13 protein-coding genes are annotated in these 15,139 nt (G+C 62.3%); 5 read left to right on the forward strand and 8 right to left on the reverse strand.

The genetic code is table 11. The features are described from left to right. Positions 1-9: 9 nt before the first annotated feature. Entirely contained in the window at positions 10-381 is a 372-nt protein-coding gene (locus tag NKI05_RS10995) for a response regulator (protein WP_023667574.1), read from the reverse strand. Between the two features lie 239 nt (positions 382-620). On the opposite strand from NKI05_RS10995, the gene NKI05_RS11000 reads away from it, so the two are divergent. Further along, complete coding sequence (locus NKI05_RS11000; RefSeq protein WP_023688310.1) at positions 621-920, forward strand: DUF3572 domain-containing protein; 300 nt, start codon at positions 621-623, stop codon at positions 918-920. Continuing rightward, positions 917-1,570, forward strand: coding sequence for a hypothetical protein (locus NKI05_RS11005; protein ID WP_023681574.1), 654 nt, complete (start codon positions 917-919; stop codon positions 1,568-1,570). The genes NKI05_RS11000 and NKI05_RS11005 overlap by 4 nt, the downstream gene beginning before the upstream one ends. A gap of 24 nt (positions 1,571-1,594) precedes the next feature. Here NKI05_RS11005 and NKI05_RS11010 read toward each other — a convergent pair whose 3' ends face one another. Together NKI05_RS11010 and NKI05_RS11015 are read right to left on the reverse strand one after the other, a co-directional pair. Beyond that, positions 1,595-3,082 carry a hypothetical protein gene (locus NKI05_RS11010; protein WP_023681575.1) on the reverse strand — a complete coding sequence of 496 codons (1,488 nt, stop codon included), beginning with the start codon at positions 3,080-3,082 and terminating at the stop codon, positions 1,595-1,597. 99 nt (positions 3,083-3,181) lie between these two features. Next, a complete protein-coding gene (locus tag NKI05_RS11015; protein ID WP_023681576.1) occupies positions 3,182-3,757 on the reverse strand; it encodes a GNAT family N-acetyltransferase in 576 nt (191 codons plus the stop codon). Positions 3,758-3,824: 67 nt separating this feature from the next. On the opposite strand from NKI05_RS11015, the gene NKI05_RS11020 reads away from it, so the two are divergent. Continuing rightward, entirely contained in the window at positions 3,825-5,153 is a 1,329-nt protein-coding gene (locus tag NKI05_RS11020; RefSeq protein ID WP_023681577.1) for a DNA polymerase IV, read from the forward strand. Positions 5,154-5,159: 6 nt separating this feature from the next. Here the strand turns inward: NKI05_RS11020 and NKI05_RS11025 are convergent, their stop codons facing one another. Beyond that, positions 5,160-5,666, reverse strand: a complete 507-nt coding sequence (locus NKI05_RS11025; RefSeq protein WP_023681578.1) for a hypothetical protein — start codon at positions 5,664-5,666, stop codon at positions 5,160-5,162. Positions 5,667-5,849: 183 nt separating this feature from the next. On the opposite strand from NKI05_RS11025, the gene NKI05_RS11030 reads away from it, so the two are divergent. Then, positions 5,850-6,731, forward strand: a complete 882-nt coding sequence (locus NKI05_RS11030) for a DMT family transporter (RefSeq protein ID WP_023681579.1) — start codon at positions 5,850-5,852, stop codon at positions 6,729-6,731. A gap of 7 nt (positions 6,732-6,738) precedes the next feature. Here the strand turns inward: NKI05_RS11030 and NKI05_RS11035 are convergent, their stop codons facing one another. From NKI05_RS11035 to NKI05_RS11050, 4 genes are all read right to left on the reverse strand, one after another. Next, a complete protein-coding gene (locus tag NKI05_RS11035; RefSeq protein ID WP_023714244.1) occupies positions 6,739-7,542 on the reverse strand; it encodes a potassium channel family protein in 804 nt (267 codons plus the stop codon). Between the two features lie 149 nt (positions 7,543-7,691). Beyond that, positions 7,692-8,090, reverse strand: a complete 399-nt coding sequence (locus NKI05_RS11040; protein WP_023667583.1) for a nuclear transport factor 2 family protein — start codon at positions 8,088-8,090, stop codon at positions 7,692-7,694. A 169-nt stretch (positions 8,091-8,259) separates the two neighbouring features. Next, the gene (gene dnaE / locus NKI05_RS11045) at positions 8,260-11,787 is read right to left on the reverse strand and encodes a DNA polymerase III subunit alpha (protein WP_023714245.1); all 3,528 of its coding nucleotides are present in this window, start codon (positions 11,785-11,787) and stop codon (positions 8,260-8,262) included. Positions 11,788-12,040: 253 nt separating this feature from the next. Next, positions 12,041-14,053 carry an acetyl-CoA carboxylase biotin carboxylase subunit gene (locus NKI05_RS11050; protein ID WP_023815379.1) on the reverse strand — a complete coding sequence of 671 codons (2,013 nt, stop codon included), beginning with the start codon at positions 14,051-14,053 and terminating at the stop codon, positions 12,041-12,043. 237 nt (positions 14,054-14,290) lie between these two features. Here NKI05_RS11050 and NKI05_RS11055 point away from each other — a divergent pair. Next, on the forward strand, positions 14,291-15,139 hold an 849-nt coding region (locus NKI05_RS11055; RefSeq protein ID WP_352792366.1), incomplete at its 3' end, for an alcohol dehydrogenase catalytic domain-containing protein.

The raw sequence follows: 15,139 nt of genomic DNA on the forward strand, positions 1-15,139 counted from the left end.
CATCAGGCATCAGGCATCACCGAGATAGGATTTGATGGTCTCGATGAAACGCGGCACCGAGATCGGCTTGGAGATGTAGGCCTCGCAACCGCCCTGGCGAATGCGTTCCTCGTCGCCCTTCATGGCGAAGGCGGTGACGGCGATGACCGGAATGGAATGGAGGTCGTCGTCCTCCTTCAGCCATTTCGTCACTTCCAGCCCCGACACTTCGGGCAGCTGGATGTCCATCAGGATCAGGTCGGGCCTGTGCTGGCGCGCCAGATCGAGCGCCTCGAGCCCGTTGCGCGTGCGCACCGTTTCATAACCGCTGGCTTCGATGAGGTCGCGAAAGAGCTTCATATTGAGCTCGTTGTCCTCGACGATCATGACCTTCTTAGGCATCGATTTCCCGTCCCGGCCAGGCTTCTGCCCGAAGCCCTGCCGCTATGCGCCTTTGTCGAAGCACACCAAACCCTCGCTCACTCTTAAGGCAATATGATTGACGAAATGCAAACCCGAAGCGGCAAAAGCCATTCGGATTCCACCTCGAAAACCACATTGGATCGGGGCTGTGGCTTGCCGCAGGCGACGCTTGCGATTACTGCGGAAAAGAGACTCATTTCCGCAACGAGAAAGTAGTGATGGCAAACGCAGCGTCAATGCGCGAGGAAGCGGAAACCATTGCCGTGAAGGCACTGGGCTTCGTCGCCGCCGACCCCGAACTCCTGCCGCGCTTCCTGGCCATCACCGGCATCGAGGCGTCCGCCATCCGCCGCGCCGCGGCCGAACCGGGATTCCTTGCCGGCGTGCTGCAGTTCATCCTCGCCCACGAGCCGACCTTGCTGCGCTTTGCCGAGGAAACCGACACTCCGCCGGCCTCAGTCGGCAAGGCGTTGCGCGCGCTGCCTCTTGGCGGCGACGACCATGAGCATTCGATATGAGCGACGATCCCGAGACGGCACGCCAGATCGCCGAACTTGCAGCCGACGACCGGCCTCTGCTGATCCTCGATGTCGACGATGTCGTGCTCGAATTCATCCGGCCGTTTCCGCATTTCCTGAAATCGCGCGGCTTCGGCCTGACCCTGGCCTCCTTCCGTCTCACCGGCAACATTGCCGAAACGGCGAGCGGCCGGCTGATCGAACAGCCGGAGGTGACGGCACTTCTCGGAGATTTCTTCGATACGCAGGCCGACTGGCAGAGCGTTACCGACGGTGCCGAACAAGCGCTTGCCAGCCTCAGCGACCGCGTCGAGATCGTCCTTTTGACCGCCATGCCGCACCGGCATCGCGCCGCCCGCCGCGCCCATCTCGATGCGCTCGGTCTGCCCTATCCGCTATTGACCACCGAAATGGCCAAGGGACCAGCGGTGGCCAAATTGCGTGGTAGCAGAGGCCGGCCGGTAGCCTTTGTCGACGACCAGCCCGCCAACCTCATCTCGGCACGCAACTCGGTTGCCGACGCCCATCTCTTCCACCTGATGGCCGACAATTCGCTGCGCGCCTTCCTGCCGCCGGTGCCGGACGACATCATCTCCGTCGAGGACTGGCACGAGGCCGCGCCAAAGATTGCTAGCGCGCTGGGACTCTGAGTTAGCCGCCCCCGAGGTCAGTGCTCAAGGCTTCGTTGCTGTCCCAGGGATCGCATCCGGATCGGCGTTGTCTTCCCCGACCGGATCAGGCCCCTTCAGCATCGCGCCGTTGACCGTCACCGACCCATCATGCCTGGCGTTGATCACCCATTCGATACGGCCGTCCGGCAGCGTCTTGGCGAATCCCTTAATCGCAAGCGCCCCTGTGAAAGCCTGCGAGGCCTCCGGGTCAGATTTAGCCGCCGCCTGCAAGGTTTCAACGATCTTGTCGTAGCCGGTTACGTTGACGGTCACGCTCGCATCCGGCTTCTTGCCGGGGAACGTCATTTCGCCCTCCATGGCGACCTCGATGTCGCCGTTCTTCACCGTGCTGTGCCCGAGAACGAATTTTGGTATCTTGGCCAGGAAATTGGCGGAAATCTCGTCGCCGAAATCTGGCGGCAGCGGTGGATCCTTGCTGAAATCGAGGGTGTCGATGGTTTTCCTGGCCATACTGTCGAGATCGATGTTGGCGCCGCCGAAATTCAGGTCGAGATCCGTCGGCAGCAACGCAACGGTCCAACTGGGCAGCATCTGCTGCGGTATTGTCAGGCCGGAAACCTTGAATGCGTAGCTGATCTTGCCGTCCTTGCTGATGCCGTCCATGCCGACAACGGTGTTCAGCTGCGCCGCGCCGAAATTGCCGGCATATGTTTCAATGGCAAGGTTTTTGAATGCGTAGGTCCCATCGATCCGTTCCCATAGCGGCAGCGCACCGAGCAGAAGCGTTTTGAACTCTGCTTGATCGGCCTTCAGCCGGGCCTCGTCCTCATGGGCGACGGCGAACGCCAAAAGATCCAGAAGCGGCTTGGTCTGAATGGCCTTAGCGGTCACGTTCACAGCGAGCTCCGGTGCCCGGAGCGCTGCGATTGACCGGTCATCGATTTTGACCGTTTCGACGAAGTCCGCCATCGCCTGTGTGAAATTAAGATCGACGCCGCCGTTGGCCGACTTCCTGGCGTCAATTTTGGAAGAGCCCAGCCCCACGCTCAAATCGGTCAATTGACTGACTTGGCGCGACGTCATCGTCATGCCCGCAATCGAACTGGTGCCGCTGGTAAATGCCGCCAGTTCCGGGTCATAGACGCCCGTGAACTTGCCATCCTTGACAACGATTTGCCCGGTGTTCAGGCCATTTGGGCCATTTACCTCGATGGACCCAGTCGTAGAGAAATCCGAGGCGACATCCCAGCCTCCGTCGCTGCGCGGTTTGACCCGCAGCGTGACGGGCGGGAAATCGAACCGCTTCAGATCCTGCTTCGGCATCTTCGCCACAAGCGCCTTCACATCGAAGGTGATCTTGTAGGCACCCTCCTCGGCTGAGATCTTCAAAATGCCTTCATTGAGCGCCTGTTTGCCGACATAGCGAGAGAGCTCATCGGAAAGTTGCTTGGCACCTTGGGCATCGACAGCCTGGCCAAAGGCAGGAGCGCTGAGGGCGAGAAGGAAAGCAAGCGGCAAGACACGGTTCACAAAATTCTCCATTTGACCAAAAAGGAACGCTTCGTTCGTCTGCTATGACACCAACCTACAGCTTCCACAGGACATCAACAAACGCCGACGGGTAATTGACTACAACACCAGCCGCATCAGCGGCCGTCCGGCCTTGCGTTCGACAAGCCGCTCGAAGCCGGCCTTTTCAAACACACGCGACGAGCCGACGAACAGCCCGATCGAACGCGAATCGCGCGACACGTCGATCGGACACGCCTCGACCAGCCGCGCCTTGTTCTGGCGGGCAAAAGCGATGCCGCCCTCGACCAGGCGGTGGCTGACGCCCCGGCCGCGCGCGCTGGCGCGGATGAAGAAGCAGGAGATGGCCCAGACGCCGGGATCTACGGCGTCGGTTGGATCGACCGGCGCCGAGCCCCGGCCCCGATTGTTCCATTCGGGCACGTCGGCGCGTGGACCGATCTGCATCCAGCCGACCGCCTGGCCGTCCTCGAAGGCCAAAAGCCCCGGCGGCGGCCCGGCCTCGATACGCGCCTTGATATGATCCTTGTTGCGCTGCTTGTCGCTGGCCCGTCGGACCGCCGGCGCCATCCGGAAATGCGTGCACCAGCAGCCGTAACAGGCGCCCTGCTTGCCGAAAAGATCCTCGAAATCCGCCCATAGGTCAGGCGCCAGCGGCGCTATGGTGGTGCTCATGAGTTCTCTCCCGGCTAACCGCTTGTGGCGGCTTCCGTCCTGACGTACCATTGCATCTGTTCTCTTTATGTTCGCAGCGATGGCGGCCCCTGTCAACAATCCCGAGCACGGTTTTTGCCGCGACTGCCTGACCTTTCAGCGCAGCGATACCAGGCGCTGTGAGCGTTGCGGCAGCCCTCGACTCACCCGCCATCCCGAGCTCTACCAGCTGCATCTGGCGCATATCGATTGCGACGCCTTCTATGCGGCGATCGAAAAGCGCGACAATCCGGCGCTGAAGGACAAGCCGCTGATCATCGGCGGCGGCAAGCGCGGCGTCGTTTCCACCGCCTGCTACATCGCCCGCATCCAGGGGGTGCGCTCGGCAATGCCGATGTTCAAGGCGCTCGAAGCCTGTCCGGAAGCGGTCGTCATCCCGCCCAATATGGAGAAATACGTCCGCGTCGGCCGCGATGTCCGCGCCTTGATGCAGGCGCTCACGCCGCTGGTCGAACCGCTCTCCATCGATGAGGCGTTTCTCGACCTTGCCGGCACCGAGCGCCTGCACGGCATGCCGCCGGCGGTGGTGCTGGCGCGCTTTGCGCAGACCGTCGAAAAGGAAATCGGCATCACCGTTTCGGCCGGCCTTTCCTACTGCAAGTTCCTGGCCAAGGTTGCCTCCGATTTCCGCAAGCCGCGCGGCTTTTCGGTGATCGGCGAAGCCGAGGCGCTGGGTTTCCTGGCCGAACAGCCGGTGACGCTGATCTGGGGCGTCGGCAAGGCTTTTGCCGCAACGCTCGAACGCGACGGCATCCGCAGCATCGCCCAGTTGCAGCGCATGGAGCGCGCCGATCTTATGCGCCGCTATGGCGTGATGGGCACCCGGCTCTACCATCTCTCGCGCGGCCAGGACGACCGCCGTGTCGATCCCGACCAGGATGCGAAAAGTGTGTCGGCCGAAACCACTTTCGACACCGACATAGCTGAAATGGGCGAACTGGTTCCAGTGCTGAGGGGATTGTCGGAAAAGGTCTCGGCGCGGCTGAAGAAGTCAGGCATTGCCGGGCGCACCGTGGTGCTGAAGCTGAAGACGCAGGATTTCAAGCTGCGTACCCGCAACCGCCAGCTCGGCGACCCGACCCGGCTGGCCGACCGCATTTTCCAGACCGGGCTCGAGCTGTTGCGCAAGGAGGCGGACGGGACAAAGTACCGGCTGCTTGGCATCGGTGTCAGCGATCTCTCGGATGACGAGAAGGCCGATCCGCCCGATCTCGTCGACGTCGGCTCGCGCAAGCGCGCCATGGCCGAAAGCGCCATCGATACGCTGCGCGACAAGTTCGGCAAGAAGGCGGTGGAAACCGGCTACACCTTCGGTAAAGGACGCAACGCCAACCCGCCGGAGCCGATCGAGGAGTGAGACGGCTTAGATACGCTTGAGATCGATGCGGCTCGTCACCACGTTCTTGCCGGTTTTCGGATCGACGTCGGTAACGGTCAACCGCATTCCGTCGCCGCTGGTTTTCTCGACCGTCAACCGCGCCTTGCGATCGCCATTGACCTCCGCCGCCCAGCGAATGCCGAGACTGATCGCGTTGCCGGAACGGCTGCCGGCGAGCTGTGCCGGCCCGGTGCGCGACCCGACATAGACGCCTGTATACTTCGCCCCGCGGGCCTTCAGATTGGCGCTGATGGCGCGCGTCACCACGACAAGACCACGGCAATTGCCGTCAAGCGACAATGAGCTCGAGGTCGCGTCGGAATTGAAGGTGCAGGACACATTCACCGTCGGTGCGTCGGTGGTGACCTTGACTGTCCCCTTGCCGGAGAAATTCCCTTGCAAGGAGCTGAGAAAATTCGCCTCGTCGGCATGGGCCGCGGCGCTTGCAGTTAGCAGGCAGCCGGCTAGCAGAAACCGCGCGAATGATTTCATCGGAATCTCTTCCCCGTTGATGTTGAAGAAACGATGCGTCCAGCAATTGGCCAATACCGGGAACCAACGCCTGCCGTTTCGTCAGGTTCCACTTCCAGCATGGCTGTTTTCGCAACGGTCTGGCCCAGTCGAATGCGTCGCCTAACGGTTGCGATAGAAGTCCCGGCTTGCGACATAGCGCCTATGGCACCTTCCCCATCGATCCCCAAAGCCGCGTTCTGGATGGCGCTGTCGATCGCCTCGTTTCTGGCGATGTCAGTCGCCGGCCGCGCAACCACCGCCGAGCTCAACGTCTTCCAGGTGCTGGAACTGCGCTCGGTGATCGGCTTCTTCATCCTGTTGCCGCTGGTGATGATGAGCGGCGGATTCGCTGCAATGCGCACGCAGCGCCCGTTGGCCCATATCGCTCGCAATGTCATCCACTATACGGGCCAGGCCGCATGGCTCTATGCGCTGACGCTGATCCCGCTTGCGGTGCTCATATCGGTCGAATTCACCACGCCGATCTGGACCGCGATCCTGGCGGTGGCGTTTCTTGGCGAAAGGCTCTCCCGCCCGAAAATTGCGGCGGTCGTGCTTGGCCTGATCGGCGTGGTGGTCATCGTTCGCCCCGGCGTCGGCTCCATGGATCCGGGTCACCTCGTCGTTCTCGGCGCGGCCGTGTGCTTTGGCGTATCGGTGGTGTTGGTCAAGTCGCTGACCCGCACGGACAGCGTCGTGCGCATCATCTTCTGGATGCTGATCATCCAGTCGGTGGTCGGCCTGATCCCGGCGCTTTATGAATGGCGCAACCCACCGCTCGAACTCTGGCCATGGATTCTGCTGATTGCCTTCACCGGCATGTCGTCGCATTTCTGCATGGCGCGTGCCCTCACCTATGCCGACGCTACGGTGATTTCACCGATGGATTTCCTGCGCGTGCCACTGTCGGCGCTGATCGGCTGGCTGCTCTACAGCGAACAGATCGACATCTTTACAGCCGGCGGCGCCCTGCTGATCCTGATGGGCAACCTGCTCAACCTGCAGCGCAAGGCGCCAAAGCCGGCCGAGGTCGCGGCCTCGTAGCGGTCGGTCAATTCCCCTCATCTGGTATGTTGAGAAGATGCCCGCAGGCCTTGCAGTGCACGGCGTCCGGCTCGTGCCGTTGCAGTCCGCACTGCGGACAGGGAAAGAACACCTTGGCGGGTCGAAAAATCGCCGTCGCCAGTCTGACGAACAGCGAGATGCCGATGATCATGGTGGCGATCGCGGTCAGCTTGCCGGCGATCCCCGGCAGCACGATGTCGCCGAAACCGGTCGTCGTCACCGTGGCAACGGTGAAATACAGCGCATCAATGTAGTTTTCGAGGCCGGCGCCGGTGCGGAAGAAGAAGGTGTAGACGAAGCCGGTGATGACGAACAGGAACGTCAACAGGTTGATGACCGCGTGGCTCGCCTCGCGCCAGGGCCTTAAGCCACGCATTTCGAAATGCTGCCACAGCGAACCGCTGCGCGACAGCGACCACAGCCGCAGGATGCGCAGGAACGCCAGATTTGCCAGCGCCGTCGGCATCAGCAGCGTCAAAAGGATGAAGACATCGACCCAGGATGTCGGCTGTTTCATCAGCCGCAGCATGTCGTTGGAGGCTAACAGCCGGGCAATCAGGTCGGCGGCGACCAATGCGGCGACGGTATAGTCGAGCCACAGGAATGACGGCTTGTCCTGGAGCACCGGCGTGGCAACGAAGAAGGCGATGATGGCGAGGTCGATGATGACCGCCACCAGCTGAAACCGGAACGCCGCCGGCGTGCGTCCGTGATAGAGCTTGCGCAGCCGGTCACGCAGCCGCGCCATCGCTGAGCTTTGCTGCAATCCGTCCTTCTCGGCTGCTTTCATCACCAAGTGCGTAACTGTCCCAGCCGGGGCCGTCTAGAGCATGATCCCGAAAAGTGGGTGCCGGTTTTTGGAAAAGATCATGCTCCAACAAAGGGTTAGATCATGATGAGATTTCAACCAAATCTCATCATGATCTGACCCGGTGATCGTCACCCCTCCACCACCTTGCCGTCCGGCCCGACGAGGCGCCAGGCCGAGGCGGTGTCGTAGACGAACCGCTCCTCCGCAATCCGGTCACCACGCCAGCGCTGCAGGGCCACCTCTTCCAGCCGGCGCACGGTGCCGGCCTTGTCGACACGGTCGAAGGTCCAGCGGATGGCGACATTGTCGCCATCGACCAGGAATGTCTGGACAGGATGGGTGTGCATCTTCTCGATCCGGTCGAGTGCTGCCTGCTCATGCGCCATCAGTGTTTCCTTGCCGCGCCGCGGGACGCCGAGATTTTCCTGCATGGTGGCATCGTCATGGTAGAAGTCGGCGATCGCTTTGACGTGGCTGCCTTCGACCACCTCCTTGAGGAAGGCTTCGACGCGTTCGCGGCTGGGCATGATTGTGCGTTCCTGTGAAGTTTCTGCTCAACGCATGTGGTTCAAAGGAAGGTCAGGTCAACCACGCCCCGCACGCTGGCCCTATCGGCTGCAATGTCAGGCCCAGAGCATCTTTATGCCGTCATGCACTGGCCGACGTCGATGGGATTGCCGTGTATATCAGCGCAGCCTAGACGAGCTCGACTTCGACCACACCCGGCACCGCGCGCATGGCCGACGCGATCTGCGGCGAGATGCGGTAGCGGTTGGGCAATTCGATCTCGATCTCGCCCTGCGCCTCTTCTTTGATGACGATAATGCTTACCTGACTTTCCCCACGCTGGGTAAGCTGCGATTGAATCGCCGACGCAGGCCCGTCATTTCGAACGAAGATGCGCAGCGCCTTCTGGATACGGCTGGCCTCATCCTCCAGCGACTGCACCGTCTGGATGCGCAGATTGACCCCTTCGGGCCTATCCTCGGCCGAAACGGTGATCACCACCGAACGTCCGGGCTCGAGCAGATCGCGATACTGCGCCAACCCTTCCGAAAACAGCACGGCTTCATATTGGCCAGATGTGTCGGAAAAGGCGATGACGCCCATCTTGTTGCCGGTTCGGGTCTTGCGCTCCTGCTTGGTGGTGACGGTGCCGGCGAGCCGGCCCGCGGCGGCACCGCGTTTGACCGCAGCCGAGAACTCGCCCCAGTTCTGCACGCGCATCTTCTGCAGGGCCGCCTTGTACTCGTCGAGCGGATGCGCCGAAAGATAGAAGCCGACGACCTGGAATTCACGGTGCAGCCGGTCGGCGGCAAGCCACGGATCGGTCTGCGGCAAATTGAGCGCCTGCTGCTGCGCGCCGAGCGACGCGCCGAAAATGTCGTGCTGGCCCGAAATGGCATTCTGCTGCGCCAGCGAAGCCAGCCCCATCATCCGTTCGACGCCGGCCATCATCTGGGCGCGGCCGTGGCCGAAGCAGTCGAGCGCGCCGGCCATGATCAGGCTTTCGAAGACGCGCTTGCCGACGATCTTGGGATCGACCCTTTCACAGAAATCGGCGAGATTCTTGAACGGCTTTTCGCCGCGCATGGCGACGATGTGCTCGACCGCAGCGTCGCCGACGCCCTTGAGGGCCGCCAGCGAATAGTAAATGCGGTTCTCGCCGACCTCGAAATTGCGGAAGCTGGTCATCACCGACGGCGCCACCACCTCGATGCCGAGACGCAGCGCATCCTGGCGGAAATCGGCGAGTTTGTCGGTATTGCCCATGTCGAGCGTCATCGACGCCGCCAGGAACTCGACGGGGTAATGCGCCTTGAGATAGGCGGTCTGGTAGGACACGACGGCGTAGGCGGCCGCGTGCGATTTGTTGAAGCCGTAGTCGGCGAACTTGGCCAGAAGGTCGAAGATGAAGTCGGCCTGCGGCTTGCCGACGCCGCGTTCGACCGCACCGGTGACGAAACGCTCGCGCTGCTTGTCCATTTCGGCGCGGATCTTCTTGCCCATCGCGCGACGCAGCAGATCGGCTTCGCCGAGCGAATAGCCCGACAGTTCCTGCGCGATCTGCATCACCTGTTCCTGGTAGACGATGACGCCTTGCGTCTCCTTCACCAGATGGTCGATCTTGGGATGGATCGATGCCATCTCCTCTTCGCCATGCTTTCTGGCGTTGTAGGTCGGGATGTTCTCCATCGGGCCGGGACGGTAGAGCGCCACCAGCGCGATGATGTCCTCGATGCAGTCGGGCCGCATGCCGATCAGCGCCTTGCGCATGCCGGCACTTTCCACCTGGAACACACCGACCACTTCGCCGCGCGACAGCATGGCGTAGGTTTCAGGATCGTCGAGCGGGATCGTCGCCAGGTCGATCTCGATGCCGCGCCGGCGGATCAGCTTCACCGCCGTCTCCAGCACCGTCAGCGTCTTCAGGCCGAGGAAGTCGAATTTTACGAGCCCGGCCTGCTCGACATATTTCATGTTGAACTGGGTGACCGGCATGTCGGAGCGCGGATCGCGGTACATCGGCACCAGTTCCGACAAGGGCCGGTCGCCGATGACGATGCCGGCGGCGTGCGTCGAAGCGTGGCGGTAGAGCCCTTCCAGCTTTTGTGCCATATCGAGCAGCGTCTGCACGATCGGCTCCTTCTCGGCCTCCTCGGCAAAGCGCGGCTCGTTGGCGATGGCATCCGCCAGCTTGACCGGATTGGCCGGGTTCTGCGGCACCATCTTGGAGAGCTTGTCGACTTGGCCGTAAGGCATTTGCAGCACGCGGCCGACGTCGCGCAGCACCGCGCGCGCCTGCAGCGTACCGAAGGTGATGATTTGTCCCACCTGGTCGCGGCCATATTTCTGCTGGACGTAGCGGATGACCTCTTCGCGCCGATCCTGGCAGAAGTCGATGTCGAAGTCGGGCATCGACACGCGGTCCGGATTGAGGAAGCGCTCGAACAGCAGCGAGAAGCGCAGCGGATCGATATCGGTGATGGTGGTGGAATAAGCGACCAGCGATCCGGCGCCCGAACCACGGCCCGGCCCGACCGGAATGCCTTGCGCCTTCGCCCATTTGATGAAGTCGGCCACGATCAGGAAGTAACCGGGAAATTTCATCTTCTCGATGATGGAGAGCTCGAAATCGAGCCGCTCGCGGTATTGTTCGACCGTGTAGCCGGCGGTGGGTCCATGCGCCGCCAGCCGGGCGTCGAGACCTTCATGGGCCTGCCGGCGCAGTTCATCGGCCTCCGCTTTCAGCGCCACCTCATTGTCGGCGACATCGCCGCCGGTAAAGCGTGGCAGGATCGGATTGCGGGTCTTGGGATAATAGGAACAGCGCAGCGCGATCTCGACGGTGTTGTCGATCGCTTCCGGCAGGTCGGCGAACAGCCGCGCCATATCCGCCTGGCTGCGCAGGAAATTGTCCGAAGTCAGCCGGCGACGGTTGTCGGCGGCAACCACCGAACCCTCGGCAATGGCGATCAGAGCATCATGCGCGTCATAGTCGTCGCGGGCGGCGAAGAACGCCTCATTCGTGGCGACCAGCGGCAGATCATGGATATAGGCAAGGTCGACCGATGATTTCTCGATAGCGCGGTCATAACCGGAAACACGGTCCAGCTCGACATAGAGCCGGTCGCCGAACAGCGCCTTGAGTGCCAGAAGCCGCGTCTCGGCAAGATCTCGGCGATCCTCCTTCAGCGCCCGGCCGATCGGGCCGCGCGGCCCGCCGCTGAGGCAGATCAGGCCATCGCTATGGCCTTCCAGCATTGCTGACGTCAGATGCACGGGCTCGCCCGGCGGCGTCTCCAGATAGACTTGGCTGACCAGCCTGACGAGGTTGCTGTAGCCGGCCTCGGTGGCGGCGAGCAGCACCACGGCGTGCATCTCCGGACCATGGCGGCGGCGGTCGCGCTGCGCGTCGCTGGTCTCGCCGGAAAAGGCGAGATCGATCTGGCAACCGATAATCGGCTGGATGCCTTCCTTCACCGCCTTCTGGGCAAATTCCAGCGCGCCGAACAGATTGTTTGTGTCGGTGACTGCGATTGCCGGGCACTCGTCCTTGACGGCATGACCGACAACGGCGGCGACCTGCAAGGCGCCCTCGAGCAGCGAATACGCCGAATGCACCCGCAGATGGATGAACGGCCGCGCCGGCGCCTCCGGGCGCGCAGCAGCGAGCGCTGCTTCGCGCCTCAGGGGATCGCGTGGAAGTTTGTCATCCGCCATGATGTTTCAAATTGCTCGAAGGGCTTTGAGTCGATGGAGATGTATTGTCCCGGACCGGGCGATGCCAGTCCAGCACAAATGACCACCGACCACAGGCTTCCGTACCCAGCCGCACGGCTCAGAGATTGTTTCGAAATTCGAGTCATATGATGGTGGTTCCGAGAACCGGAGCGCAGCGGCCATTGGTCCGTGAGCACGGGAAGCGCAGAAACCACCTTCAGATGGCCGCCGGAGTAGAATTTCCAAACAATCTCTAGGCGAACTCCATGATCACCGCATCGACAGCCAGGCTGTCACCCGGCTTGGCGTTGAGCTTCGACACGACAAGATCGCGGTCGGCGCGCAGCACGTTTTCCATCTTCATCGCCTCGACCACGGCCAGCGTCTCGCCGGCCTTGACCTCCTGCCCCTCGGCAACCGCGATCGACACGACCAGGCCCGGCATCGGGCAAAGCAGCATCTTGGACGTGTCCGGCGCCACCTTCTCCGGCATCAGCCTTTCCAGCTCCGCCGTTCGCGGCAGCATGGCGCGCGCCGTCACCGACATGCCCTTCCAGGCGATGCGCAGGCCGTTCGGCAGCGGCCTGATCTGCGCCGTGACCTTGCGGGCACCGACAGTGCCGCGCCAGATGAGGTCGCCCGGCCGCCAGTCGGACGCCACGGTCAGCGCTTTGCCGCCATCGACCGACAGATCGATTTCCATCGGAATGGAGATCATGCCCTCGATGATCGAAGCCTGGAGATAGTCGTCGCCGAGCTTCACCACCCAATCGCGCTTGAGTGCGCCCGAATGCGGCGCCAGCCGCCCGCCCAGCCGGTCAAGCCGATCGCGGCGCAGAAGCTCGACCGCGGTGGCGATCGCCGCCAGCACTGCCTTTTCATCGCCATTGGGCACGATCGGCGCGAAGCCGTCAGGATATTCCTCGGCGATGAAGCCCGTCGATATCCGCCCCTCGCGCCAGCGCGGATGCTGCATCAGCGCCGCCAGGAACGGGATGTTGTGCTCGATGCCGTCGACGACGAAACTGTCCAGCGCTTCCGACATGGCATCGATGGCCTCGATACGCGTGGGCGCCCAGGTGCAGAGTTTTGCCACCATCGGATCATAGAACATCGGAATCTCGGAGCCTTCGGTGACGCCGGTGTCGTTGCGGATGACGACATCGCCGAACGTGCCCTCCTCCGGCGGCCGGTAGCGCGTCAACCGGCCGATCGAGGGCAGGAAATTGCGATAGGGATCCTCGGCATAGAGCCGGCTTTCCACCGCCCAGCCGTTCAGCGTGACGTCGCTCTGCTTGATGCCGAGCTTTTCGCCGGCGGCGACGCGGATCATCTGCTCAACCAGGTCGATGCCGGTAACAAGCTCCGTCACCGGATGCTCGACCTGCAATCGTGTATTCATTTCAAGGAAATAGAAGTTCTTTTCAGCATCGACGATGAACTCGACGGTGCCGGCGCTCTGGTAGTCGACCGCCTTGGCCAGCGCCACGGCCTGCTCGCCCATCGCCTTGCGCGTCCTGGCATCGAGGAATGGCGACGGCGCCTCTTCCGCCACCTTCTGGTTCCGACGCTGGATCGAGCATTCGCGCTCGCCGAGATAGAGGGCGGTGCCATGCGCGTCGGCCAGCACCTGGATTTCGATATGACGCGGATCGACGACGAACTTTTCGATGAAGACGCGGTCGTCGCCGAACGAGCTTTTCGCCTCCGAGCGCGCCCGGTCGAAGCCGTCGCGCACTTCCGACTGGCTCCAGGCAATGCGCATGCCTTTACCGCCGCCGCCGGCCGAGGCCTTGATCATCACGGGATAACCGATCTCGCCGGCGATCTTTTCGGCATGGTCGGCATTTTCGATGACACCAAGCCAGCCGGGAACCGTCGACACCTCAGCGGCCTTGGCGAACTTCTTCGATTCGATCTTGTCGCCCATCGCCTTGATAGCCTTGGGTTTCGGACCGATGAAGACAATGCCCTCAGCCTCAAGCGCGTCGCAGAAGGCGGCCCGCTCCGACAGAAAACCGTAGCCGGGATGCACGGCCTGCGCGCCCGTCTCCTTGCAGGCAGCGATGATCTTTTCAGGCAGAAGATAGCTTTGCGCGGCAGGCGATGGCCCGATATGCACGGCTTCGTCGGCCATTTCGACGTGCACGGCGTCGCGATCGGCGTCGGAATAGACCGCTACGGTGGCAATCCCCATCCTGCGCGCCGTCTTGATGACGCGGCAAGCAATCTCGCCGCGATTGGCGATCAGGATTTTCGTGAACATCGAAGGCGTTTCCTCGGTCTTTCGTCCTTCTTATGGGCTTCGGCAGCCGGGCTCAAGCACCGCCGGCAGCGCACCCATCAAGACACTCCCTGCCCGCCAGGCCCGTGCCGAGGGGCGAAGGTTGGGCTCGCCGACGACTGGGCCAAGATTTGCGCCATATTTGGTCGCCAAATCGGGTTGAAACAGTATAAAAACCCTGAAAGCCTGAAGACCAATCGCCTTGGGAGGAATTGCCTGATGAAAACCCGCGCCGCTGTCGCTGTCGCCGCCGGAAAGCCGTTGGAAATCATGGAGGTCGACCTCGACGGACCGCGCGAAGGCGAGGTGCTGGTCGAGATCAAGGCGACCGGCATCTGCCACACCGACGAGTTCACCCTGTCGGGCGCTGATCCCGAAGGCCTGTTTCCGGCAATCCTCGGCCATGAAGGCGCTGGCGTTGTCGTCGATGTCGGCAAGGGCGTCACCTCGGTCAAGAAGGGCGACCACGTCATCCCGCTCTACACGCCGGAATGCCGGCAGTGCCCATCCTGCCTGTCGCGCAAGACCAATTTGTGCACCGCCATCCGCGCCACGCAGGGCCAAGGCTTGATGCCCGATGGCTCCTCGCGCTTCTCGATCGGCAAGGACAAGATCTTCCACTATATGGGCTGCTCGACCTTCTCCAATTTCACCGTTTTGCCCGAGATCGCCGTCGCCAAGGTCAACCCGGACGCGCCCTTCGACAAAATCTGCTACATTGGTTGCGGCGTCACCACCGGCATCGGCGCGGTCATCAACACCGCGAAGGTCGAGCAAGGCGCGACTGCTGTCGTCTTTGGTCTCGGTGGCATCGGCCTCAACGTCATCCAGGGCCTGAAGCTCGCCGGCGCCGACATGATCATCGGTGTCGACCTCAACAACGACAAGAAGGCATGGGGCGAGCGCTTCGGCATGACGCATTTCGTCAATCCGAAGGAGATCGACGGCGACATCGTTCCTCACCTCGTCAACTTGACCAAGCGCGGCGCCGACCAGATCGGCGGCGCCGACTACACATTCGACTGCACCGGCAACACCAAGGTGATGCGCCAGGCGCTGGAAGCCTCG

This window comes from Mesorhizobium sp. M0771 (assembly GCF_040320155.1).
Classification (GTDB): Bacteria; Pseudomonadota; Alphaproteobacteria; order Rhizobiales; family Rhizobiaceae; genus Mesorhizobium.